At 65.4% G+C, this 23,740-nt stretch carries 22 protein-coding genes and 1 pseudogene; 8 read left to right on the forward strand and 15 right to left on the reverse strand.

Annotated elements, in window-relative coordinates:
* Positions 1-328, forward strand: a pseudogene (locus tag K359_RS53065) (IS5/IS1182 family transposase); the annotation flags it as partial.
* Between the two features lie 92 nt (positions 329-420).
* Here the strand turns inward: K359_RS53065 and K359_RS0125910 are convergent.
* On the reverse strand, positions 421-1,557 hold the full coding sequence (locus K359_RS0125910; RefSeq protein WP_029081913.1) for an alpha-hydroxy acid oxidase: 1,137 nt from the start codon (positions 1,555-1,557) through the stop codon (positions 421-423).
* Positions 1,558-1,721: 164 nt separating this feature from the next.
* Here K359_RS0125910 and K359_RS0125915 point away from each other — a divergent pair, with 164 nt between their 5' ends.
* Complete coding sequence (locus K359_RS0125915) at positions 1,722-1,907, forward strand: hypothetical protein (protein ID WP_029081914.1); 186 nt, start codon at positions 1,722-1,724, stop codon at positions 1,905-1,907.
* A 215-nt stretch (positions 1,908-2,122) separates the two neighbouring features.
* Positions 2,123-3,469, forward strand: a complete 1,347-nt coding sequence (glmM, locus tag K359_RS0125920; protein WP_029081915.1) for a phosphoglucosamine mutase — start codon at positions 2,123-2,125, stop codon at positions 3,467-3,469.
* Between the two features lie 232 nt (positions 3,470-3,701).
* On the opposite strand, the gene K359_RS0125925 is transcribed toward glmM, so the two are convergent.
* A complete protein-coding gene (locus K359_RS0125925; protein ID WP_245284718.1) occupies positions 3,702-4,148 on the reverse strand; it encodes a nucleoside deaminase in 447 nt (148 codons plus the stop codon).
* A 139-nt stretch (positions 4,149-4,287) separates the two neighbouring features.
* Between K359_RS0125925 and K359_RS0125930 the strand changes: the two genes are divergently transcribed.
* Positions 4,288-6,471, forward strand: a complete 2,184-nt coding sequence (locus K359_RS0125930; RefSeq protein WP_029081917.1) for a pseudouridine synthase — start codon at positions 4,288-4,290, stop codon at positions 6,469-6,471.
* A 6-nt stretch (positions 6,472-6,477) separates the two neighbouring features.
* Entirely contained in the window at positions 6,478-7,041 is a 564-nt protein-coding gene (rsmD, locus tag K359_RS0125935) for a 16S rRNA (guanine(966)-N(2))-methyltransferase RsmD (protein ID WP_029081918.1), read from the forward strand.
* Positions 7,042-7,184: 143 nt separating this feature from the next.
* Here rsmD and mutL read toward each other — a convergent pair whose 3' ends face one another.
* Positions 7,185-9,002 carry a DNA mismatch repair endonuclease MutL gene (gene mutL, locus K359_RS0125940; RefSeq protein WP_029081919.1) on the reverse strand — a complete coding sequence of 606 codons (1,818 nt, stop codon included), beginning with the start codon at positions 9,000-9,002 and terminating at the stop codon, positions 7,185-7,187.
* A 231-nt stretch (positions 9,003-9,233) separates the two neighbouring features.
* Between mutL and K359_RS0125945 the strand changes: the two genes are divergently transcribed.
* On the forward strand, positions 9,234-9,557 hold the full coding sequence (locus K359_RS0125945) for a ribbon-helix-helix domain-containing protein (protein ID WP_029081920.1): 324 nt from the start codon (positions 9,234-9,236) through the stop codon (positions 9,555-9,557).
* Positions 9,558-9,750: 193 nt separating this feature from the next.
* Here the strand turns inward: K359_RS0125945 and K359_RS0125950 are convergent, their stop codons facing one another.
* The 4 genes from K359_RS0125950 to K359_RS0125965 are packed head-to-tail and all read right to left on the reverse strand — an operon-like array spanning position 9,751 to position 12,643.
* Positions 9,751-11,319, reverse strand: coding sequence for a GMC family oxidoreductase (locus tag K359_RS0125950; protein ID WP_029081921.1), 1,569 nt, complete (start codon positions 11,317-11,319; stop codon positions 9,751-9,753).
* A gap of 25 nt (positions 11,320-11,344) precedes the next feature.
* Entirely contained in the window at positions 11,345-11,893 is a 549-nt protein-coding gene (locus tag K359_RS0125955; RefSeq protein WP_029081922.1) for a hypothetical protein, read from the reverse strand.
* Between the two features lie 33 nt (positions 11,894-11,926).
* Complete coding sequence (locus tag K359_RS0125960; protein WP_029081923.1) at positions 11,927-12,322, reverse strand: VOC family protein; 396 nt, start codon at positions 12,320-12,322, stop codon at positions 11,927-11,929.
* Positions 12,323-12,643 carry a cytochrome c family protein gene (locus K359_RS0125965; RefSeq protein WP_029081924.1) on the reverse strand — a complete coding sequence of 107 codons (321 nt, stop codon included), beginning with the start codon at positions 12,641-12,643 and terminating at the stop codon, positions 12,323-12,325.
* A gap of 389 nt (positions 12,644-13,032) precedes the next feature.
* On the opposite strand from K359_RS0125965, the gene K359_RS0125970 reads away from it, so the two are divergent.
* Positions 13,033-13,335: a hypothetical protein gene (locus K359_RS0125970; RefSeq protein WP_029081925.1), complete on the forward strand. Its 303-nt coding sequence runs from the start codon at positions 13,033-13,035 to the stop codon at positions 13,333-13,335.
* 48 nt (positions 13,336-13,383) lie between these two features.
* Here the strand turns inward: K359_RS0125970 and arfB are convergent, their stop codons facing one another.
* The 8 genes from arfB to K359_RS0126010 all read right to left on the reverse strand — a co-directional run bounded on the left by arfB (position 13,384) and on the right by K359_RS0126010 (position 23,096).
* Positions 13,384-13,803: an alternative ribosome rescue aminoacyl-tRNA hydrolase ArfB gene (gene arfB / locus K359_RS0125975; protein ID WP_029081926.1), complete on the reverse strand. Its 420-nt coding sequence runs from the start codon at positions 13,801-13,803 to the stop codon at positions 13,384-13,386.
* A 316-nt stretch (positions 13,804-14,119) separates the two neighbouring features.
* Entirely contained in the window at positions 14,120-15,484 is a 1,365-nt protein-coding gene (locus tag K359_RS0125980) for a pitrilysin family protein (RefSeq protein ID WP_051346420.1), read from the reverse strand.
* On the reverse strand, positions 15,481-16,869 hold the full coding sequence (locus tag K359_RS0125985) for a pitrilysin family protein (protein WP_035977132.1): 1,389 nt from the start codon (positions 16,867-16,869) through the stop codon (positions 15,481-15,483). The genes K359_RS0125980 and K359_RS0125985 overlap by 4 nt, the downstream gene beginning before the upstream one ends.
* A gap of 168 nt (positions 16,870-17,037) precedes the next feature.
* A complete protein-coding gene (locus tag K359_RS0125990; protein WP_029081929.1) occupies positions 17,038-17,769 on the reverse strand; it encodes a hypothetical protein in 732 nt (243 codons plus the stop codon).
* Positions 17,770-17,869: 100 nt separating this feature from the next.
* On the reverse strand, positions 17,870-18,391 hold the full coding sequence (gene lspA, locus K359_RS0125995) for a signal peptidase II (RefSeq protein ID WP_035977133.1): 522 nt from the start codon (positions 18,389-18,391) through the stop codon (positions 17,870-17,872).
* On the reverse strand, positions 18,364-21,363 hold the full coding sequence (gene ileS, locus K359_RS0126000) for an isoleucine--tRNA ligase (protein ID WP_029081931.1): 3,000 nt from the start codon (positions 21,361-21,363) through the stop codon (positions 18,364-18,366). The genes lspA and ileS overlap by 28 nt, the downstream gene beginning before the upstream one ends.
* A gap of 213 nt (positions 21,364-21,576) precedes the next feature.
* Positions 21,577-22,128, reverse strand: a complete 552-nt coding sequence (locus K359_RS0126005; protein WP_029081932.1) for a sugar O-acetyltransferase — start codon at positions 22,126-22,128, stop codon at positions 21,577-21,579.
* A complete protein-coding gene (locus tag K359_RS0126010; RefSeq protein WP_029081933.1) occupies positions 22,125-23,096 on the reverse strand; it encodes a bifunctional riboflavin kinase/FAD synthetase in 972 nt (323 codons plus the stop codon). The genes K359_RS0126005 and K359_RS0126010 overlap by 4 nt, the downstream gene beginning before the upstream one ends.
* A 213-nt stretch (positions 23,097-23,309) precedes the next feature.
* On the opposite strand from K359_RS0126010, the gene K359_RS0126015 reads away from it, so the two are divergent.
* Positions 23,310-23,705, forward strand: coding sequence for a response regulator (locus K359_RS0126015; protein WP_016844467.1), 396 nt, complete (start codon positions 23,310-23,312; stop codon positions 23,703-23,705).
* Positions 23,706-23,740 lie beyond the last annotated feature (35 nt).

Here is a 23,740-nt window from a genome sequence, read left to right on the forward strand (position 1 = left end):
TGTCGACAAGGGATACCGCGGCCATGACGCACAGAACCCGCGCCGCGTCTTCATCTCCGGCCAGAAGCGCGGCGTCTTCGGCACTATCAAGCGCCAGCTGCGGCGCCGCTCCGCTATCGAGCCCGTGATCGGCCATTTGAAGGCTGACGGACACCTCGGCCGCTGCTACCTCAAAGGCCGCGCCGGCGATACCGCCAACGTCATCCTCTCCGCCGTCGGTTACAACTTCCGCCGCATCCTCGCCTGGCTAAGGGCTCTTTGGTACCTCTTCCTGGCTGCCTTCTTCTCAGTCACCAGCCACCGCACACCACTCAAATCGGCTTCTTAACCGACGACGTTCTAATCTCGCGCGGCTGTGGTTATGGGTCCCGGGTCGCGCTTCGCTTGCCCGGGACGACGAAGAGTGTGAAGCTGCGCGCGCTACACCGCCAGCACGTGATCGTCGATCTCGGCGATGGTGTTGACGCCGCACAGCCCCATCGTGGTGGTGAGCTCCTTGCCCAGGATATCGAGCGCCTTGGCGACGCCTTCCTGGCCGCCGGCACCGAGGCCGTAGGTATAGGCGCGGCCGATCATGCAGGACTTGGCGCCGAGCGCGAGCGCGCGCATCACGTCCATGCCGGTGCGGATGCCGCCGTCGAACATGATTTCGAGCTTCGAGCCGACTTCGTCGACGATCTCCGGCAGCACTTCGATCGAGGACGGCGCGCCGTCGAGCTGGCGGCCGCCATGGTTGGACACCACGATCGCCTGTGCGCCGGTCTTGGCGGCGAGCTCGGCGTCCTCGACATCGAGGATGCCTTTGAGGATCAGCTTGCCCGGCCAGATGCTGCGGATCCAGTCGATGTCCTTCCAGTTCAGGGTGGTATCGAACTGCGACGCCGTCCACTCCGACAGCTTGATGAGGTCGTCGGCGCCTTTGACGTGACCGGCGATGTTGCCGAAGGTGCGGCGCTTGCCGCGCAGCACGCCGGCGACCCATGACGGCTTGCTCGCGAAGTCCAAGAGCTTCGACAGCGACCATTCCGGCGGCACCGTCATGCCGTTCTTGATGTCCTGGTGGCGCTGGCCGATCACCTGCAGGTCGACGGTCAAGACCAGCGCCGAGCATTTCGCCGCGATCGCGCGCTCGATCAGCGACTTGATGAAGCCGCGGTCCTTCATGACGTAGAGCTGGAACCAGAACGGCTTGTCGACGGCGGCCGCGATGTCCTCGATCGAGCAGATCGACATCGTGCTCTGGGTGAAGGGAATGCCGGCCGCCTGCGCCGCGCGGCAGGCGTAGATCTCGCCGTCGCCGTGCTGCATGCCGAGCAGGCCGACCGGCGCCAGGATCAGCGGCATCGCGGCCGGCTCGCCGAGGATCGTGGTCGCCAGGCTACGCTTGGAGACATCGACCAGGATGCGCTGGCGGAACTTGATCTGCTGCAGGTCCTCGGAATTGGCGCGCAGCGTGCCCTCGGTGTATGAGCCGCGGTCCGCATAATCGAAAAACGCCTTCGGCACCCGGCGCTTGTGCAGCTGGCGCAGATCTTCGATGCAGGTAATGTGCTTCATGGACGTTCCCGGCCCTTCTTCTATGTCGCAAGTCGTATGCAGCGAAGTCTTAATCCAGCGAAGTCTTGCGGGTGTTCGCGCTTGCCGTCATCTAGCATGGTTGGATGGCCTGCCAAATCCAAGACGAATGCCAGGATGAATGCCAAGACGGATGGGAGAGCACGATGACGCAATCAGGCTCCAAGGCGAACTCCAAGCCGAAAGCAGACGACAACGCCGAGAAGCGCCGGCTCGACGAGGCCCTGGAAGAGGGGCTGGAGGAGACGTTTCCCGGTTCCGACCCCGTCAATGTCACCCAGCCGGCCCCCAGCAAGGGCGACCAGCACGTCAAGCGAGGCGGCAAGGGTTAGGGCCGGCCCGCGTTTACGGGATTGCGGTTAAGGAGAGAATGTTATATTTTTCAGTGTCTTAAGCTCGAACCATGGGGTTCGATGGCGGTAATGATTCATCATATTTTTTGAAGTCATCTTAGCGCCTGACAGTCTATAAGGCCGATGCACGCTAGACTGGTGGGCGTTCGGGACTCTCTCGCCGGGTGGTTCGAGAGGTCCGTGTTGGGGGTACTATGAGCCGCAAATATTTCGGGACCGATGGAATTCGGGGCCGTGCCAATGGGCTGATCACGCCGGAGCTCGCGCTCAAGGTGGGGCAGGCCGCAGGATTGGTGTTTCAGCGTGGCGACCATCGCCATCGCGTCGTGATCGGCAAGGACACGCGGCTGTCCGGCTACATGATCGAATACGCCATGGTCGCGGGCTTCACCTCGGTCGGCATGGACGTGCTGCTGGTCGGCCCGATGCCGACGCCGGCGATCGCGATGCTCACCAAGTCGATGCGCGCCGATCTCGGCGTCATGATCTCGGCGTCGCACAATCTCTTCGAGGACAACGGCATCAAGCTGTTCGGCCCGCAGGGTTTCAAGCTCTCCGACGATGTCGAGAAGCAGATCGAGCAGCTGCTCGACGAATCGCTCGACCGCCGCCTGGCGCAGAGCGCGAGCCTCGGCCGCGCTCGCCGCATCGACGGCGTCCATGACCGCTACATCGAATTCGCCAAGCGCACGCTGCCGCGCGACCTCTCGCTCGACGGCCTGCGCGTCGTGGTCGACTGCGCCAATGGCGCCGCCTACAAGGTGGTGCCGGAAGCGCTGTGGGAGCTCGGCGCCGACGTGGTGCCGATGGGCGTCGAGCCCGACGGCTTCAACATCAACAAGGAATGCGGCTCCACCTCGCCGGAAGCGCTGTCGCGGAAGGTGCGCGAGATGCGCGCCGACATCGGCATCGCGCTCGACGGTGACGCCGATCGCGTCATCCTGGTCGACGAGCGCGGCCACATCGTCGACGGCGACCAGCTGCTCGCGGTGATCGCGCAGAGCTGGAAGGAAGAGGGGCGCCTCTCCAAGCCCGGCATCGTCACCACCGTGATGTCCAATCTCGGGCTGGAGCGCTTCCTGCAGGGCCTCGGGCTTTCGATGGTCCGCACCCCGGTCGGCGACCGCTACGTGCTCGAGCAGATGCTGAGCGGCGGCTACAATCTCGGCGGCGAGCCGTCGGGCCATATCATCATGTCGGATTATTCGACGACCGGCGACGGCTTCGTCGCCGCGCTGCAGGTGCTGGCCGTGGTGCAGAAGCTGCGTCGCCCGGTGTCGGAGATCTGCCGGCGTTTTGACCCGTTGCCGCAGATCCTGAAGAACGTGCGCTATCGCAGCGGCAAGCCGCTCGACGACGCCGAGGTCAAGTCCGCGATCACCGACGGCGAGAAGCGTCTCAACGGCCATGGCCGCCTGCTGATCCGTCCCTCCGGCACCGAGCCGGTGATCCGCGTCATGGGCGAGGGCGACGATCGCATCCTGGTGGAAGAGGTCGTCGACAACATCGTCAGCGCACTCGGCCACGCCGCGGCGGCTTAGGGCCTGCTGATTCAAATCCCGAGCCTGCTCCCCCGTCATCCCCGCGCAAAGGCGAAGCCTTTGCGCGGGGATGACGGGATCGATATTTTGTATGCGGAGAATTGCGTAGCCCGGATGCAGCGAAGCGAAATCCGGGATCGTCTTCGCGGAGGAACTTCCCCCGGATTGTGCGGAGCCTGTCATCGGGCGCGCGTTCGCGCGACCCGTTGGCTCCATCCGGGCTACGGGTTCGTCAGCGCCGCTCCTTGAAGAACTCGCGCAGGAGGCGCGCGGCCTCCCGCTCGCCGACGGCGCCATAGACCTCAGGCACATGGTGGCAGGTCGGCTGCGCGAAGAAGCGTACGCCTGACTCGATCGCGCCGCCCTTGGGGTCGGCGGCGCCGTAATAGAGCCGGCGGATGCGGGCGAAGGAGATCGCGCCGGCACACATGGTGCAGGGCTCGAGCGTCACGTAGAGGTCGCAATCGACCAGCCGCTCGGTGCCGATGGCTTCTGCCGCCTGCCGGATCGCCAGGATCTCGGCATGGGCGGTGGGGTCGCGGTCGGTCAGGGTGCGGTTACCGGCGGTGGCGATCACCTCATAACCCCTGACAATCACGCATCCGATCGGAACTTCGCCCGACTTTCCGGCGTTTTCGGCCGTTTTCAGCGCCAAATCCATGAAAGAAGGGGCTGTCATGCCTCGTATCATTGCCAGAAACCTGCTAGTAGCTTCGCCTTCAGCAAAAGTGGATGCCGGTTTTGCGTCAAATGCGCTGCCAACAGGCGCGTACGGCCCGTCCCCTTGCACCCCAATTGAACGTCCAGCGAGAATATTCATGCCCCGCGACAGCGACAAAAACAACGATTCCCGCGGCCGGCGTGATCGGCCCGGCGGTGGCAAGGGCCGCGCCGGCGGCGGCAAGGGCCGCTCCGGCGCCGCCCGCGGACCGGACAAGAAATTCGCCAAACGCGGCTTTGGCGACAAGAAGTTTGCCGGCAAGGGCGATGGCGAGAAGCGGCCCTATCGCGGCGACCGCGAGGACCGTCCGCCGCGCCGCGAGTTCGGCGACAAGCCGAGGTTCAACCGCGACGATCGTCCCCGTGGCGATCGGCCCCCGCGTGACGGCGACGGCGAGAAGCGTAGCTTCAAGCCGCGCGGCGACCGGCCGTTCCGTGATCGCTCCGCGCGTGACGGTGATGGCGAGAAGCGCACCTTCAAGCCGCGCGACGACCGCGGCGGCGAAAAGCGCCCTTACACGCCGCGTGGCGATCGCCCGAACTTCAATCGCGACGACCGCGCGCCGCGTCGCGATCGCGATGACGCCCGCCCGGCGGGGCGGTTTTCCGATCGGAAGTTCGGTGACAAGAAGCCTTACGCTTCGCGCGAGCGTGACGGCGACAAGCGGCCCTATACGCCGCGTGGCGAGCGATCGTTCGGCGACCGTCCATCGCGCGACGGCGACCGGCCCGCGCGGAAATTCGGCGACGACAGCAGGTTCAAGCGCGGTGCGGCGGATCGCGGGGGCGATCGTGATCGTGGTGACCGCGGCCCGCGCAAGGACTTTGGCGACCGGCCGCCGCGCGGCGAATCCAAGCCGTGGCAGAAGCGCGAGGGCGGCTCCGATCGTCCGGAGCGAGGTTCGCGTCCGTTCCGCGACGGCCCGCGCAATTTCGACAAGCCGCGTTACGACACGCCGCGCGACGATCGTAAGCCGCGCGATGATCGCGGCGGCGGCGAGCGGCCCAGGTTCTCGCGCTCCCGCGACGATCGCGAGCAGGGCGATCGCCAAGAGCGGCCGAAGTTCAGCCGGCCGCGCTGGGGTCGCGACGACGATACAGGCGGCGACCGCCGGCGCGAGCGTCCCGAAGGCCGCACCGACTGGCAGGAGCATCCGCGCAGCGAAGGCCGTTTCGGCGATCGCCCGCGCCGCGACAATGAAAACGACGGCGAGATTTTTGCGAAGCGTCCGGCCTTCGGCGGCCGCGGCGCCTATCGCGAACGCTCCTACGACGATCGCAGGGAACGTCCCGAGCCGAAGCCGAAGAAATCCGGCGAGCGCATCGCCAAGGTGCTGGCACGCGCCGGTCTCGCCTCGCGCCGCGATGCCGAGGAGATCGTCACCCAGGGGCGCGTCACGGTCAACGGGCGCGTGATCAACTCGCCGGCGCTCGATATCACCGACAACGATGTCGTGGCGGTTGACGGCAAGCCGTTGCCGCCGCGCGAGCGGACGCGGCTGTTCATGTATCACAAGCCGCGCGGGCTGATGACGACGCATGCCGATCCCGAGGGACGGCCGACCGTGTTCGACAATCTGCCAGAGGGCCTGCCGCGGCTGATCTCGATCGGCCGGCTCGATTTCAACACCGAGGGCCTGTTGCTGCTGACCAATGACGGCGGGCTGGCGCGGACGCTGGAGCATCCCGACACCGGATGGCTGCGGCGTTACCGCGTGCGCGCGCATGGCGAGGTGACGCAGGGCCAGCTCGACCAGCTCAAGGACGGCGTCGAGGTCGACGGCGTCAAATACGGGCCGATCGATGCGACGCTGGAGCGCGACCAGAGCTCCAACGTCTGGGTGGTGTTCGCGATCCGCGAGGGCAAGAACCGCGAGGTGCGCAACGTGATGGCGCATCTTGGGCTTGAGGTGAACCGGCTGATTCGGATCTCCTACGGCCCGTTCCAGCTCGGCGAGCTCGAGGAGGGCAAGGTCGAGGAGGTCAAGACGCGGGTACTGCGCGAACAGCTGGGCGAGAAGATCGCCAAGGTCGCAGGTGCGGACTTCGCGCGGCCGGAGCAGCGCGACGCCGGCGACGGTGATGACACGCGCAAGCCGTCCAAGCCGGTGGCGAAGCGGGCCGTGATCAATGACCGCAAGGGCCGCCGCGTGCTGGTGCAGCGCACCGGCAGCGAGGAAGCCCGCGCGCGCAACGAGGACGAGGCCAGCGGCTACGGCCCGCCGCGCCGTCCCAAGCGCGGCTATCACGGCAAGCGCGATCTCACGCCGAAGGACGAGTAACGGTCGATGCGCGTCGTCGGGGGCAGGCTGAAGGGCCGCAATCTCGCGTCGCCGTCGGGCCGTGAGATCCGCCCGACCGCGGACCGCCTGCGCGAGTCCGTGTTCAACATCCTGATACACGCCTACGACAATCCGATCGCGGACGCGCGCGTGCTCGATCTGTTTGCCGGCACCGGCGCGCTCGGCATCGAGGCGGTGTCGCGCGGCGCGAAGTTCACGCTGTTCGTCGACAATGGCGCCGAGGCGCGGGCGCTGCTGCGCAACAATGTCGAGTCGCTCGGGCTTGGCGGCACGACCAAGGTCTATCGCCGCGATGCCACCGATCTCGGGCCGGCGCATCCGGTCGAGCCGTTCTCGCTGGTGTTTCTCGATCCGCCCTACGGCAAGGGGCTCGCGGACAAGGCGCTCGCCTCGCTGCGCGACGGCGGCTGGCTGACACGGGGCGCGCTGCTCGTGGTGGAGGAGGCGCGGGCTGCTGCGTTCGCGGCGCCCGCGGGGTTCGAGGAGCTCGAGCGGCGCGCGTATGACGACACCGAGTTCGTGTTTTTGCGAGCTGTAACCGCACCCTGATCTGTCGTCCCTGCGAAAGCAGGGACCCATAACCACGAATGTGCATTGTGGAAGCGCGCTGTGGCCCCAGCTTCTCTCAAGCGAGACATTGGTGGTTGGGTCCCGGGTCGCGCTTCGCTTGCCCGGGACGACGGGGATAGAGACTACCGCCGCCCGAACAGCTTCTCGATATCGCTCAGCTTCAACTCGACATAGGTCGGCCGGCCATGGTTGCACTGGCCGGAATTCGGCGTGTCTTCCATCTCGCGCAAGAGCGCGTTCATCTCTTCCGGTTTGAGGCGGCGGCCGGCGCGGACCGAGCCGTGGCAGGCCATGGTGGCGGCGACATGCATCAGCCGGCGCTCCAGCGGCAGCGCTTCGTCCCACTCCGCCATGTGCTCGGCGAGGTCGCGCAACAGGCCCGCCGCATTGGCCTTGCCGAGCAGCGAGGGTGTCTCGCGCACCGCGACCGCGCCGGGACCGAAGGACTCGATCGCAAGCCCGAACGACGCCAGCTCCTCGGCGCGGTCGAGCAGCTTCTCGACGGTCGCCTCATCAAGCTCGACGATCTCGGGGATCAAGAGGATCTGCCGTTGCACGCCGTTCTTCGCCAGCGAGGCCTTCAGTCTCTCATAGACGATGCGTTCATGCGCCGCATGCTGGTCCACCACGATCAGGCCATCGCGGGTCTGCGAGACGATATAGGTCTCATGGATCTGGGTGCGCGCGGCGCCCAGCGGACGGTCGAGCAGATCGGGCGCGGGAGCCGCCTCGAAGCGCACATCGGCGGTCGGCGTGCCGACATCGAAGGCGGCCTGTCCGGGCTCGGCGAACGCCGGCGCTGCCGCCCCCTCGAACGCGCGCATCGGATTGACCGGATATGACGGCGATTCGCGCCAGTCCCAATTGCCTGGGCGCGGCGGCGTGAAGGCAGGACGGAACGCCTGCAACGTCGCGCCGTCGGCGGTGTTGGCCGCGGTGCGTCTGCCCTCGCGCGCGAGGCCATCCTTCAAAGCATGCACGATCAGCGCGCGCACCAGGCCGGCATTGCGGAAGCGCACCTCGGTCTTGGCCGGATGCACATTGGCGTCGACCTCTTGCGGGTCGCAGGTCACGAACAGCGCCACGACGGGATGGCGGTCGCGCGGCAGGTAGTCGGAATAGGCTGCGCGCACCGCGCCGAGGATCAGCTTGTCGCGCACCGGGCGGCCGTTCACGAACAGATACTGCCCGAGCGCATTGGCGCGGGTCAGCGATGGCGCGGCGGCGAAACCTTCGACCACGACGCTCTCGCGTTCGGAGCGGACTTCGATGGCGCTGGCGCGGAAATCCGCGCCGAGGATATCGCCGAGCCGCGTCAGCCGGCCGGCCGCCCCGGGCAGCGCCGCGGCCCAGGTCACCGGCGCGCGTTCTTCGCCGGCCAGCGTGAAGGCAATGTCGGGGCGCGCCATGGCCAGCCGCCGCACCACCTCACGGATCGCCTCCGCCTCGGTGCGATCGGTCTTGAGGAACTTCAGCCGCGCCGGCGTGGCGTAGAACAGCTCGTTGACCTCGACGCGGGTGCCCTGGCCGAGCGCAGCCGGCATGACCTCTGATTTCTCGCCGCCTTCGACCAACAGCGACCAAGCGTGCGGCTCGCTGGCATGACGCGTGGTGATGCCGAGTTTTGCAACCGCGCCGATCGACGGCAGCGCCTCGCCGCGGAACCCGAGCGTGCGGATGCGCAAGAGGTCTTCGTCGTCGAGCTTGGAGGTGGCGTGGCGGTCGACCGCCAGCGCAAGGTCGGCGCTGGTCATGCCGCTGCCGTCATCGGTGATGCCGATCCGGCGCCGCCCGCCGCCGTCGGTGAAAACATCGATCCGGCTCGCGCCGGCGTCGATCGCGTTCTCGACCAGTTCCTTGACCACGCTCGCGGGGCGTTCGACCACTTCGCCGGCGGCGATGCGGTTGACGAGCTGTTCTGGGAGGTGGCGGACGGGCATGGATTGGATGTCGGATGAGCGATTCGAGCCTCGTCGCCACTATAAATGGCTGCGCCGGCAAATGCATGGGAGCGCTGCGCCTGCCCGATCCAGATGGGGATGATTCCGGCCTATCGCCTTGAAGACGCTCATCTTCAGCGGCCGGCGCGTTACCTCCTACGTCGCGATTGTGGGGCCGCGCGCGCCGGTATATCGTTTAGAAAAATTATAAGTTCTTGCCGGAGGAACGCCATGTGCCATCTTTTCGCGCACCAGCCGCAACGCGACTATGAATCGCACACCCGATCGTTGCGGATCGACGGCCATTGCACCTCGATCCGGCTGGAAATGTCGTTCTGGGACACGCTGGAGGAAATTGCGGCCAAGGAAGGCATGACGCTGGCCAAGTTCCTCACCACCTTGCACAACGAGGTGCTCGACCATCACGGCGAGGTGAACAATTTTGCGTCGCTGCTGCGCTGCTCCTGCCTGATCTACCGCGCCAAGGCGAATGCGCCGGTGGTCGTCCCCGACTATCGCGGCACGGCGGCGGCGATCCTGGACGCCGCGGAATAGCGTTCGCGCCAACCCCATCACGCAAAAAAAACAAAAGCGGCCTTGTCCTGTCGGGCAAGGCCGTTTCAGTGAGAGGGGAATTGGATTTTCTTGCTGGAGGTTCGGTTCTGATTGAATCAGAACCGAACTTCTAGCTTCTTGTTTTGACGCGTTTTCTTCACGCGAACCGGTGCCCACTTCGCTCGAGAACGCTCTAGATCTCCTTGCGCTGCATCGCGCCGGCGATGTGGTCGGCCTGCCGGATCGCCAGCGACACGATCGTCAGCGTCGGGTTGCACGCCGCGCCCGAGGTGAACTGGCTGCCGTCGGAGACGAACAGGTTCTTGATGTCGTGGGTCTGGCCGAACTTGTTGACCACGCCGTCGCGCGGTTTCTCGCTCATCCGGTTGGTGCCCATGTTGTGGGTCGAGGGATAGGGCGGCGTCGGATAGGTCACGGTGGCGCCGACCGCCTCATAGACCGCGGAGCCCTGCTTGTAGGCGTGATCGCGCATCGCGACGTCGTTCGGATGATCGTCGAAATGCACGCTGGCGACCGGCAGTCCGAACTTGTCCTTGATCTTCGGATCAAGCGTGATGCGGTTGGTCTCCTGCGGCATGTCCTCGCCGACCAGCCACATGCCGGCCATCCTCGGATAGCCCTCGATCGCGCTGGTGAAGCTACGGCCCCAGGCGCCGGGATTGAGGAACGCCGCCATGAAGGGCAGGCCGAGCGACAGCGTCTCCATCTCGTAGCCGCCGACGAAGCCGCGCTTCGGATCGTTCTTGGCCTCGTCGCGGATGATGCCGGCCATCGTGGTGCCGCGATACATGTGCACCGACTTCTCGAAGCTCGCATACACGCTGCCGGTCATGTGCCGCATGTAGTTGCGGCCGACCTGGCCGGATGAGTTGGCGAGCCCGTCAGGGAACATGCTGGAGGCGCTGTTGAGCAGCAGCCGCGGGCTCTCGATCGAGTTGCCGGCGACCGCGACCACGCGCGCCTTCTGGCGCTGTATCGCGCCTGTTGCGTCGGCATAAACCACGCCGGTCACCTTGCCGGACTGGTCGTGCTCGATCTTGATCACCATGCTGCTGGGGCGCACCTCGAGATTGCCGGTGGCTTCGCCCTTCGGAATCTCGGTGTAGAGCGTCGACCATTTGGCGCCCGACTTGCAGCCCTGGAAGCAGAAGCCGATCTGCTGGCAGGAGCCGCGGCCGTCGCGCGGTTCGCTGTTGATCGCCATCCGCCCGGTGTGCACTTCCTTGTAGCCGAGCTTTTTGGCGCCGGCCTCCATCACCTTGAAATTATTGTTGCCGGGAAGTCCAGGGATGCCGTTGGTGCGGGTGACGCCCATCTTGTCCTCGGCCTTGGCGTACCATGGCTCCATCTCGGCGAGCGTGATCGGCCAGTCGATCAAATTGGCGCCGGGGATGTTGCCGTAGGCGGACTTGATCTTGAACTCATGCTCGTCGAAGCGCAGCGATGCGCCGGCCCAGTGCGTGGTCGAGCCGCCGACCGCCTTCACGATCCAGGCCGGCAGGCCCGCAAAGTCCTTGGCGACGCGCCAGCTTCCCGACGTGGAGCGCGCGTCGGCCCAGGCGAGCTGGGTGAAGCTGTCCCATTCGTCGTTGATGAAGTCCTGGTTCTCGATGCGCGGACCGGCTTCCAGGATCACGACCTTGACGCCCTTTTGCGCCAGTTCATTGCCGAGCGTTCCGCCGCCGGCGCCGGAGCCGACGATCACAACAACGCCGCTGTCATTCAAATCGAATTTTGCCATTGTTTCCTCCCGAGCGTTGTCCGATTCAAGCCTTCGGCAGCCAGTCGATATCGGCGAAGCCGCGCTTGATGTAGCCGCCGTGCTCGGCGGAGGAGCCCTCGTAGCCGAACCGCGGCCACACCTCCTTGTTGTTGTAGAGCGAGACGATCAGGTCGCCGCGGATCTGCTGGAAGAACGCGCTTCCCTCGATCTGCTGCAGCAGCGCGACGCGATCGTTCTCCCAGGCGACCTGGACATAGGGCATCTTGTGGCGGTCGTTGGCCGCCTGATCGAGCCTGATAACGCCGTTATTGATCAGCGATTTGACCGCCGGATCCTTCGCCGCCTTCGCATCCCACGGCTTGACCGCGGTGATGTAATAGCTGTCGCCGAGAAAGTCGTGCGGATAGATGTCGCGCGCCATCTTCAACAGCGTCTTCAGCGTGGCCGGCGGCAGCGTCGAGGCCTCATCGGCCCACGCGTCGGTGATGCCAAGCCCGGTGGAGGTCGCGATCGCGACTGCCGGTGCGGTGGCGGCTGCGCCTTTGAGGAAGACACGCCGGTCATATTTGCTGCGTCGATCGATTTCTCTCATGGGTTTCCTCCGTAGACATTTCTTGTAATTGGATTAACCGAACCGCCCGCCGCGCTGGATCACCTCGATCTTGTAGCCGTCGGGATCGGAGACGAAGAAGAAGCGCGCCAGCGTCTTGCCGTCATGCTTGAAGTCGCGCAGCGGCCCGGGCGACAGTTTCTCCTTTTCGAAGCGCGCGTGCTCGGCGTCGACGTCATCGACCACGATGGCGAGGTGGCCGTAGCCGTCGCCGAGCGCATAGGGCTCCTTGCGGTCGAAATTGACCGTGAGCTCGACCTCGAAGGGCGAGGAGGGATGGCGCAGATAGATCAGCGCGAAATCGGGAAATCGCAGATTATCCGCGATCTCGAGGCCGAACGCGCGCTTGTAGAAGTCGAGCGCCCTGGCCTCGTCGAACACGCGGATCATCGAGTGCACGGGTTTCGCCATTCAGTTCAGCTCCTTCAGATAGGCGATGATCATGGCGCGGGTTTCCGGCTTGGCCTGCCGATAGGCCATCACGGCGCCAGGGATCACCTCCTGCGGATTGGCCAGCCAGGCATCGAGCCTGGCGTCGTCCCAGACGAAATCCGCCTTCGTAAAGCCCGCGGAATATTTGAAGCCGTCGGCTTGGCCAGCATGGCGGCCGACGATCTTGAAGAGCGACGGTCCCTGCCGGACGGGATCCGATGTGTTGGTGGTATGGCAGGTCGCGCATTGCTGCTTGAACAGCGTCGCCCCATCGGGCGGTTTGGCGGCAGGCAATGGCATTTGCGCGCCGGCCATTTGCACTGCAAACATCGCGCTGCAAAATCCCAGCGCCAACGTCCACTTGGCCCGCAGCTTTGTCATATACATCACCGCCTCTGTGCGGTGACTGTAGGAGGCTGAAATCGGACGTTGGTAGTAGCGGGCTGTTTCACCGCAGAACAAAGATGGGCGGTGATCTGGCGCGGAACTGATCGTTGCCGCATATGCGAACGACAAATCCGCAAAATGACCGCGAAATCCCTGCACGATCACCACACGACGTAGCTTGCATTGCGCGTGCGCCGTTTGCGGAAAATTCAGTCTCGCGCGATGGGGTTCAGGGTCGGCGCTGCAAACGGCGCATACGAGCGCCGCTCCGTCCATCGTCAATTAAAGTCCAGGAGAAATGGATGACGTTTGTGAAAACCAGCGTGCTCGCCCTTGCCGTCTCGGCCGCGATGGCCGGCCCCGTTCTGGCGCAAGGGGCCGCATCGGATACCCAGCTTCGCGGCGGTGCACAGGGCAGGGGTACCGTGCAGCAGGGCGGCGGCATGTCCGGCAGCGGCGATGAGGAAATGGCGGCGCAACCCGGCACCACGACGCAGAAGGGCGGCGCCACTGCCAAGTCGGGCAGCAAGGGAACGGTCGGCAGCGGCCACGCCACTCCGAAGTCCAGCGGTTCCGAGATGGCGCCGGGGACCAAAAAGTACTGAGGCGGGATTCCGGACGCCGCGCCGCGCGTGCGTTGCGTCCGGTGCTCCTCAATCGTCGAAACGGCGGGTGCCGCGGCCGGCCTTGATGTCACTGCGGTGCTTCTTGCCTTCGAGCCGGCGCTGCTTGGAGCCGAGCGTCGGCCTGGTCGGCCGCCGCGGTGTCGGCCGCACCATCGCTTCCTTCAGCATCTCGAGCAGCCGCTCGATCGCGTCGGCGCGATTGCGGTCCTGGGTGCGAAAGCGGAAGGCCTGGATCACGATCACGCCGTCCTTGGTCATGCGGCTGCCGGCGAGGCGCGCCAGCCGTTGCGCGGCGTCCGGCGGCAGCGTGATCTTGTGCGTGTCGAAGCGGAGCTGTGCTGCGGTCGAGACCTTGTTGACATTCTGTCCGCCCGGTCCGGAGGCGCGGACAAACACGATCTCAATGTCGTTCTCGTCGATCGTAAGGTCGCGGGACACCCGCAGCATGACATCACCCGGTAAGGCAAGAATCGGCGACCGCAGGATAGCGGGTTTGGCTGTGCTTGGCCTGGGTTGATGCAGCGTTCGTGACGTCTGCGTTCGGAGTGCAGGCCACCCCTCTCCCCAACCCTCCCCCGCAAGGGGGGGAGGGAGCCCATCCGCCGGTGCGTCCCTTACCCTATCTCATGCACCTCAACGCCGCAGTGAAGCGATGTGAGGTGAGCACGCCTGTCAGGCTCCCTCCCCCCTTGCGGGGGAGGGTTGGGGGAGAGGGGTGGCCACAACGGAGGTGTGTGTAGAAGTCGGTACGTGCCGAAGCGCGTCAGTTCGCCTTCGGCGGCGCCGACGCCGGTTGCGCCGCGGCCTGCGGGGAGCGGCCGACGATCACGGTGAGCAGGCCGTTGCCCCAGAGCTTTTTGGCGACCCGCTTGGCGTCGTCGAGCGTCACCGCATCGACGATCGCGTTGCGCTTCTCGATGTAATCGATCGGCAGCTTGTCGAGCTGGTATTGCAGCATCGCCTGCGCGAGCTTGGAGGAGGTGTCGAGTGCCAGCATCTGCGAGCCCTTCAGATAGGACTTCGCCTCGTCCAGTTCCTTCTGCGTCGGGCCTTCCTCGGCGATGCGGCGGACTTCGGCATCGATCGCATCGACGGTCTCGCCGGCGCGATCGGCGCGGGTGCCGGTGTTGCCGATGAACAGCGCGGAGTGATCCATCCAGACCAGCGCTTCATAGATCGAATAGGCCAGCCCGCGCTTCTCGCGCACTTCCTTGTAGAGCCGCGACGACGACCCGCCGCCGCCGAGAATGTGGTTCACCACATAGGCCGGCATGAAATCCGGGTCGTGCCTGTTGATGCCGGGGCCGCCGAAAGTGACGACAGTCTGCGGCACGTCGAGCGGGACGAAGGCGCGCTGCGGCGGCTTGGTCGCCACGACGTCGGCAATCGGCGTCAATTCGGCCTTCGCCGGCAGGCCGCCAAAGGTCTTGTCCAGGAGCTTGCCGAGCGTCTCAGGGTCGACGTCGCCGACCACGGCGATGCGCAGCGTATCCTTGGCGATGATGCGGCGGACATAGTCCTTCAGGTCAGCGATCTCGATGGTCGGCACGCTCTCGAGCGTGCCGGTGGCGGTCCTGGCATAGGGATGATCGCCGAATGCGAGCTCGAGGAACTTGCGGCCGGCTAGCGACGACGGATTGGTCGATTCGCGGCGCAGGTTCGAGATCGTCTGGGCGCGGATGCGCTCGACGTCCTTCGGCTCGAACCGCGCCGAGGTCAGCGCCATCCGCAACAAATCGTAGGCTTCGTCCTTGTTGTCCTTGAGCATGCGCAGCGAGCCGCGGAATTGATCGCGGTTCGACTGGAAGCTGAGCTCGATGGCGCGGCGCTCGAGCCGCTCATGATAGCTCTTGGAATCGAGATCGCCGGAGCCCTCGTCGAGCAGGTCGGCGACCAGATTGCCGACGCCGGGCTTGCCGGGCGGATCCTGGCTGGCGCCGCCGCTGAAGGAATACTCCATCGCGATCAGCGGTACGGTCGCATCTTGCACGAACCACGCCTCGATGCCGCCGGGCGACACCAGCCGCTGGATCTTGGCCGCGGCCTGCGAGGGCGCCGATGACAGCGAAAGCAGCGCGGCGCAGGCGCCGCCGATCAGCGCCGCACGGCGGGTCAGGGAATAGATCACGAGCGCTTCTCCTCGCGTTTCGGCGCAGTATCCTTGATCAGATAGCCGGTCACCGACCGCTTCTTGTCGAGCCAGGTAGCGGCTGCGGCACGCACCTGCTCGGCGGTGACGGCGCGAATGCGATCCGGCCAGCTCCTGATGTCGTCGATGCTGAGCCCGGTGGTCAGCGCCCCGCCATACCAGCGAGCCAGCGTCGCCTGATTGTCCTGGGCGTAGATCGCTTCCGCGATGAGCTGGGTCTTGACCCGTTCGAGGTCCTCGGCGCGGGCCGGGTTCTGCGCGAGGTCGGCGATCACCTTGTCGATCGCGTCCTCGATCTGTGCGAACTCGACGCCCGCCTTGGGCGTCACCGAGATCGAGAATTGCGACGGATCGAGCGAAGTGCCCTGGTAGCCGGCGCCGGCTGAGATCGCGAGGCCCTTGTCGATCACCAGCGAGCGATAGAGGTAGGAGTTGGCGCCGCCGCCCATCAATTGCGCGAGCACATCGAGCGCCTGGCTCTCACCCGATGCGGCTGTGGTCGCCGAGGGCACCAAATAATAGCGGCGAAGGCCCGGCTGTTCGACCCGCGGATCGGACAGCGTCACGGTGCGCGGTGCGGCCGGCGTCGGCTCCTGCGGCCGGACGCGCTTCTCGGGGATCGCCTTCTGCGCCGCGATCGGGCCGAAATTCTTCTCGACCAGCGGGCGGATATCCTTGACGTCGACGTCGCCGGCGATGACCAGGATCGCGTTGTTCGGCGCGTAGAAGCGCCGGTAGAAGGCGAGCGCATCCTCGCGGTCGAGCTTCTCGATCTCCTGGTGCCAGCCGATCACCGGCCGGCCGTAGGGATGGTTGAGATAGAGCGCGGCCATGATCTGCTCGGTGAGCCGGGCGTCCGGGTTGTTGGCAACCCGCATGTTGTACTCTTCGAGCACGACGTCGCGCTCGGGCAGCACATTCTCGTCCTTCAGGATCAGGCCGGTCATGCGGTCGGCCTCGAACTCCATCATGGAGGCGAGCTGCTCGCGCGGCACGCGCTGGAAGTAGCCGGTATAGTCAACCGAGGTGAAGGCGTTCTCGTTGCCGCCGACCCGCAGCACGGTCTTCGAGAACTCGCCCTCCGGATGCTTGGCGGTGCCCTTGAACATCAGATGCTCGAGGAAATGCGCCAGCCCTGATTTGCCGGGCGTCTCGTCGGCGGAGCCCACCTTGTACCAGATCATCTGCGTCACGACCGGCGTGCGGCGATCGGGGATCACCACGACCTGCAGGCCGTTGTCGAGCGTGAAGCTGGCGGGGCGTTCCGAGGTGACGGTGGTCTGGGCGCGGAGGCTGGCGCCCGACAGCGGGATCGTGGAAAAAAATGCGGCAGCAAACAGGGCAATCGATCGGCGTGAGGGCATCATGATCCTTGTTGAAGCCCGGACACACAGCCGGGGCGCGAAAGCAAGCCATCGTACACGGTCGTATCCGTGCCCGTCGTCACGAAGCGGAGAGACGCCCGTCACCCCGCATTAAGCTTTGCTCATGTCAGCCTTCGCCCGCACAGGCCAAGTGATTGGGCCAAACGATCACTGCACCGGTTTTCCGGACATGACGTCGAACTGGCCCTCTTTCGCCACCGGCTGCATCGGTCCAGTGCCATAGGCAAAGCCCGATGATGGCGTCTGGTAGCCCGGCGGCGGCTCGGTCAGGGAATCGCGCGTCGGCTCACCCTTGAACGGCTTGGACTCGCTGCTGTTTCCCTTGAACATGCCGAGCAGGCCGCCAGTGTAACCGAGCTGGCTCGGCGACAGCGCCGGATTCGTGTTCGCACCAGGCTCGAGCGGTTCCCGCTTGCCGTCGGTGGCCGTCTGCTGCTTGCGGCCGGCCTCGATCTCGGCCTGCGTCAGCGGCATCGCCGACTCCCAAGACTCTTTCTTGACTTCCTTCTTGCGCGCCGCAATCGCGGCCTTGCGCCTGGCGATATCGGGGTCCTTCGGCCAGTTCGGCGCATTGGCCTGGGCGGCCGAGGCCGGCGGGGGCAGGTCGAGCTTCGGCGGCACCACCAACGGCGAGCGCTCGCGGTAGTCGATGCCCTTGCTGGCCGCGCTCTTGGCGCCGAGCCCGGTCATCAGATTGTCGACGATCCGCTCTTCGAAGGTCAGGCCGTCATCGCCATCGTCGTCATCGTCGCCGGCGCGCACCGGGCCGGCCGTCATGACAAGGCCGATCCCGGCCGCAACGAACGCCAGGCGGAGGCCGCGCATCAGCGGCATCCGGGAGGTCTCGATCAGGTAACCGCGGGCTTTGGTGTTGCGCATCGCGCTATTTCCATCTCAAAATTCGCCCGAGCGATCACTGGCTTAGCGCTCAGTTCCGCTGGGTGCAAGTCGGCCGCCGACCGGTTCGTATCGGCCGGGATCAGGGCGCTTTTACGGCGGGGGTCCCCATCACGGAATCATACAATAGGGCGGCCACACCAGCAACGATCGCCACATCGGCGAGGTTGAATACGTACCAATTGAAGGTTTTTCCCCCGATCTCGACATGAAACAGGACGAAATCGACCACGGCGCCATAGGCGAAGCGGTCGATGCCGTTGCCGATCGCGCCGCCGATGATCAGCCCCAGCGACAGCGTCGCCAGCCAGGTCCGCGACCGCGCCATCCAGATCGCCAGGGCGATCACGGCGGCGGCCTTGATCACCATCAGCAGAATCTGGGCCGCCGGGGTCTCGCTCTGAAACCAGCCGAAACTGATCCCGGGATTCCAGGCCAGCACCAGGTCGAAGAACGGCGTCACCTGCACCGCGCCGCGGTGGGCAATGCCAAAGACGTACAGCAGCCAGAGCTTGGAGGCCTGGTCGGCGATCAGGGTGATGACCGCCGCCAGCACACCCGCGCGAACGGGCGAGCTCAAGCCGTCCCCCCCAGCGCCTTCCATTCGCGCAGCGCTTGCGCGTCGCGCGGCGAGACGTCGGGATATTCGCGATCCTCGCCGACCGTGGGCAGGATCTTCCACGAGCGCGCGCATTTGGTGCCGACCGCCTTCTCGACCACGACGGCAACGCCGGGCACGGCATCGAGGCGGAAGGCATTGGCCGGCGCCTCGCCCTCGCGCACCTCGTAGTTCGAGGTGATGCAGACTTCGGCGAGGTCGATGTCGAACAGCGTTGCCAACATCTGCCGGTCGGCGACGTAGATCACCGGCGATGCCTCGAGCGAGGAGCCGATCCGCTTGGCGGCGCGTTCGAGCTCGAGCGCGCCGGTGACGACGCGGCGGACGTTGCGGATCGTCTCCCACTTCGCTGCGAGGGCGTCGTCGCGGAACTGCTCGAGACCTTCGGGGAACAGCGTGAGGTGCACCGATGGCTCCGCGTTCGGCCGGTACATCCGCCAGGCTTCGTCGGTCGTGAAGCTCAGGATCGGCGCCAGCCATTTCAGGATCGCGTCGCACAACAGGTCGATCGTGGTCAGCGCCGCCTTGCGCGCCACCGACGACGGCGGATCGCAATACAGCGTGTCCTTGCGGATATCGAAATAGAACGCCGATAGCTCGGAGTTCATGAAGGCCGCGAGGCTTGCGACCACGGTCTTGTAGTCGAACTCCGCATAGGCCTTGCGGATGGTCTCGGCGTGCCCGGCCAGTTCGTGCAGCATCAGCCGCTCGAGCTCGGGCATCTCGGCAAAGCCGACCTTCTCGCTCGGCTTGAAGTGATGCAGCGTGCCGAGCATCCAGCGGATCGAGTTGCGCAGCTTGCGATATGTCTCGATGGTGTTCTTCAGGATCTCCGGGCCGATGCGCTGGTCGTCGGCATAGTCGGTGGCGCAGACCCACAGCCGCAGGATATCCGCACCGGAATCCTTGATCACCTTCTGCGGCTCGACGGTGTTGCCGAGTGACTTCGACATCTTGCGGCCGTTCTCGTCGAGCGTGAAGCCGTGGGTCAGCACGATGTCGTACGGCGCGCGGCCGCGCGTGCCGGCGCTTTCCAGCAGCGACGAGTGGAACCAGCCGCGATGCTGGTCCGAACCTTCCAGATACATCACGGTGTCGTCGCCGCCATCGATCTTGCGAACGATGTTGCCGAGCTGCGGGAAGTTCTGGCGGTCTTCCAGCACGAAGGCGTGCGTCGAACCGGAATCGAACCAGACGTCGCAGATGTCGTCGACCTTCTTCCAGTTCTCCGACGCGCGGGCCCCGAGGAAGCGCTCGCGGGCGCCGTCCATGTACCAGGCGTCGGCGCCTTCTTCCATGAACGCCTCGGCGATGCGCTGGTTGACGACCTCGTCCTGCAGGATCTCGGCCGAGCCGTCGCTGTTCTCGCGCACGAACACGGCGATCGGCACGCCCCAGGCGCGCTGCCGCGAGATCACCCAGTCCGGACGGTTGGCGATCATGCCGTTGATGCGGTTCTCGCCGGCCGGCGGTACCCATTGCGTGACCGAGATCGCGTGCAGGGCGCGGGCGCGCAGCGTGTCGCCCTTCTTCGCATGGCCGTTCTCCGCGATGTCCTTGTCCATCGCGATGAACCATTGCGGCGTGTTGCGGAAGATCACCGGCTTCTTGGAGCGCCAGGAATGCGGATATTGGTGCTTGAGGCGGCCGCGCGCCAGCAGCTTGCCGGCCTCGATCAGCGCCTTGATCACGGCCTCGTTGGCGTCGCCCTTTTCGCCCTTGTCGTTGATCACGCGCTTTCCGGTGAAGCCCGGCGCCTGTGCGGTGTAGGCGCCGTTCTCGTCGACCGTGTAGGGGATCGCAGTCGGGATGCCGCGCGCGTCGAGCTCGCGGGTGTTGGCCGTCCAGACGTCGAAGTCCTCGCGGCCGTGGCTCGGCGCGGTGTGGACGAAGCCGGTGCCGGTGTCGTCGGTGACATGCTCGCCGGCGAGCAGCGGCACGGTGAACTCGTAGCCGCCACCGAACCCGCGCAGCGGATGGGCGCATTCCACGGCGTCGAGCGTGTCGCCGGGGATATCGCGGACCTTCTCATAGGCCGTGACGCGGGCCTGCTTGAACACCTCGGCGGCAAGCGCATCGGCCAGGATCAGGAGATCGCCCGTCTTCGCCCAATTGTCCGCAGGCGCATCCGTGACCTTGTAGAGGCCATAAGCAATCTTCGGCGAGAACGAGATCGCGCGGTTGCCGGGCAGCGTCCACGGCGTGGTGGTCCAGATCACGACCGAGGCATTGGCCAGCGCGCCATGCGCCGGCGAGGTGACCGGGAATTTCACCCACACCATGTCGGAGGTGTAGTCCTCGTATTCGACCTCGGCTTCGGCAAGCGCGGTCTTCTCGACCACGCTCCACATCACGGGCTTCGAGCCGCGATAGAGCGTGCCGTTGGCGGCGAATTTCATCAGCTCGCGGGCGATCGCAGCTTCCGCCGGATAGCTCATGGTCTGATAGGGATGGTCCCAGTCGCCGATGATGCCGAGCCGCTTGAACTCCTCGCGCTGCACGTTGATCCAGTGCGTCGCATAGGCGCGGCATTCCTTGCGGAATGCGACCATCGCGGCGGAGTCGCGGAAGTCGGGCTTCTGCTTGCCCTTGGAGCGGTAGTTCTCCTCCTCGATCTTCCATTCGATCGGCAGGCCGTGGCAATCCCAGCCCGGCACGTAGTTGGAGTCGAAGCCGAGCATCTGCTGGCTCTTGGTCACGACGTCCTTGAGGATCTTGTTCAGCGCGTGCCCGATATGGATGTTGCCGTTGGCATAGGGCGGGCCGTCATGCAGCACGAATTTGGCGCGGCCCTCGGCCTCTTGGCGCAGCTTGGTGTAGAGGCCGATGTCGTTCCAGTATTTCAGGATTTCCGGCTCGCGCTGAGGCAGGCCGGCGCGCATCGGGAATTCCGTCTGCGGCAGGTAAAGGGTCTTGGAATAGTCGTTGGCGTCGGTCTTTTGCGGCTTGTCGGACATGAAGGCTCTGATTTGGCAGGTGAGGGCGCGGATACGCGATCAATCGCGGGTGAAACGGCGAAAGTCCCGGTCTTGCGCCGAGCCTTCAGGCTCAGGCGGAAGCCGGGCCGCTAATCCGTATGATGCGCCGCGAAAACATGGGGTTTCCATAGCAGCCAAGCGGGGAAATCGCAAAGCCTCCGCCGCCGGCAAATCCGGACCTGCCGGGGTGCCCTAGGTCTGCCGCGGCCGGGCCGGATTTCCCGCCACGGTCGCGCCGGCGGCGACGTCCCGGGTGACCACGCTGCCGGCCCCCACCAGCGCGCCGTCGCCGATCGTGACGCCGGGCAGGATGATGGCACCCCCGCCGATCCAGACGTCGCTACCGATCCGGATCGGGCGGCCGAATTCCAGCCCGGCGCGCCGGGTCGCGGCGTCGCGCGGGTGGTCGGCGGTATAGATCTGCACCGCGGGCCCGATCTGGGTGCGATCGCCGATCGCGACCTCGACCACGTCAAGGATGACGCAATTGAAGTTCAGGAACACGCCGTCGCCGAGGCTGATATTGCCGCCGTAGTCGCAGAAGAACGGCGGGCGGATCACGGCATCCTTGCCGACCCTGCGGAATCGCTCGGCGAGCAGCGCGTGCAGCTCGCTTGCGGAAGAGGCGCCTGACGCGTTGTAGCGCGTCATCCAATGTTCCGCCGCGGTATGGTCGGCGGCGAGCTCGGCATCGGGGCGATACAGTTCGCCCGCCAGCATCTTCTGCTTCTCAGTCCTGTTCAACCAATCGCTCCGAGCTGCGGGAACGCATCGGGTGCCGCGGCCAGCACCGCGCGCGCCTTGGCGCTGTCGTCGTCCATCTGGCGGATCAACGCCTCGATGGTGTCGAATTTCAGCTCTTCGCGAATGAAACCGATGAATGCGACATCAAGGACCGTGTCGTAGAGATCGCCCTTGAAGTCGAACAGGAACACTTCGAGCAGCGGCGCGCCGTTGTCGAAGGTCGGACGCCGCCCGAAGCTTGCGACCCCGTCGAAACGTTGCGAGCCCTTGCCGACCCGCACCGCATAGATGCCGTGCTTCAGGCCGCAATGCTTGTCGAGGCGGATGTTGGCGGTGGGGTAGCCGAGGTCGCGGCCGCGCTTCTCGCCGTGGATCACCTTGCCGGTGACGAACCACGGTCCGCCCAGCATCGTGGTGGCGTCAGTGACCTGGCCCTCGGCGAGCGCCATGCGGATGGCGCTGGAGGAAACCGGACGCTCCTCGATATCGACATGGGCCTGCACATCGACCTCGATGCCGAGCCGCGGCGCTTCGCTGACCAGCAGGCTCGGCGAGCCGACCCGGCCCTTGCCGAAATGGAAGTCGTAGCCGACCGCGATTCCGCTGATGCCGAGCCGGTCAATCAGGTCATGGTGAATGAAGTCCTGTGCCGAGGTCCCGGCGCGCGCCTTGTCGAAGGTCATGACGACCGCGCCGGCAAGCCCCGTGGCCGCGAGCAGCCGCAGCTTGTTGGTCTCGTCCGTGAGGCGGAATTGCGGGGTGTTCGGGCTGAAGAAGGAGCGCGGATGCGGCTCGAAGGTCACGGCCAGCGCGGGCACGCCATGCGCCTTTCCCATCGCGAGCGCCGCGCCGATCACGGCGCGGTGACCGAGATGGACGCCATCGAAATTTCCCATCGCAACCACGGCGCCCTTCGGAATGGCGCTGGCGGGGGTGTTGTCGCGGATAACGATAAAGCCGGTGCTCATTTCAGGGATTCTTCGAGGATTCTTAAGCATGATTGTTGCGGGCCGGACCGTGACGCGGCGGCGGCGTGGAAGTCAAGCGTAGCGAAAATCGCGTCAAATCCGTAACAATCCGGATTCAGCCGGTTAACGCGCTGTTTAACGCCTGCTGTTAGTCGTTGGCGGAAAGCTGCGTTTGTGCAGAAGCCAGTTGCGTCAGTTGTTTTGGGGGGAAAGATGGCGGTTGATTTGTCCATGCCGGTTCTGGTGGTTGATGACTATAGCACCATGATCCGCATCATCCGGAATCTTCTCAAGCAGCTTGGATTCGAGAATATCGACGATGCCTCCGACGGCTCGGCGGCGCTGAACAAGATGCGCGGCAAGAAGTATGGACTGGTGATTTCCGACTGGAACATGGAGCCGATGACCGGCTACGACCTGCTCAAGGAAGTCCGCGCCGATCCCAACCTCGCGACCACGCCCTTCATCATGATCACGGCGGAATCCAAGACCGAGAACGTGATCGCGGCCAAGAAGGCCGGCGTGAATAATTACATCGTCAAGCCGTTCAACGCCGCCACGCTGAAGACCAAGATCGAGGCGGTCTTCCCGGACATGGCGACGGCGTAAGACGCCCGTTCATCGCACCATCTGAATATCTCGTC

Source organism: Bradyrhizobium sp. th-b2, assembly GCF_000426785.1.
GTDB lineage: Bacteria > Pseudomonadota > Alphaproteobacteria > Rhizobiales > Xanthobacteraceae > Bradyrhizobium > Bradyrhizobium septentrionale.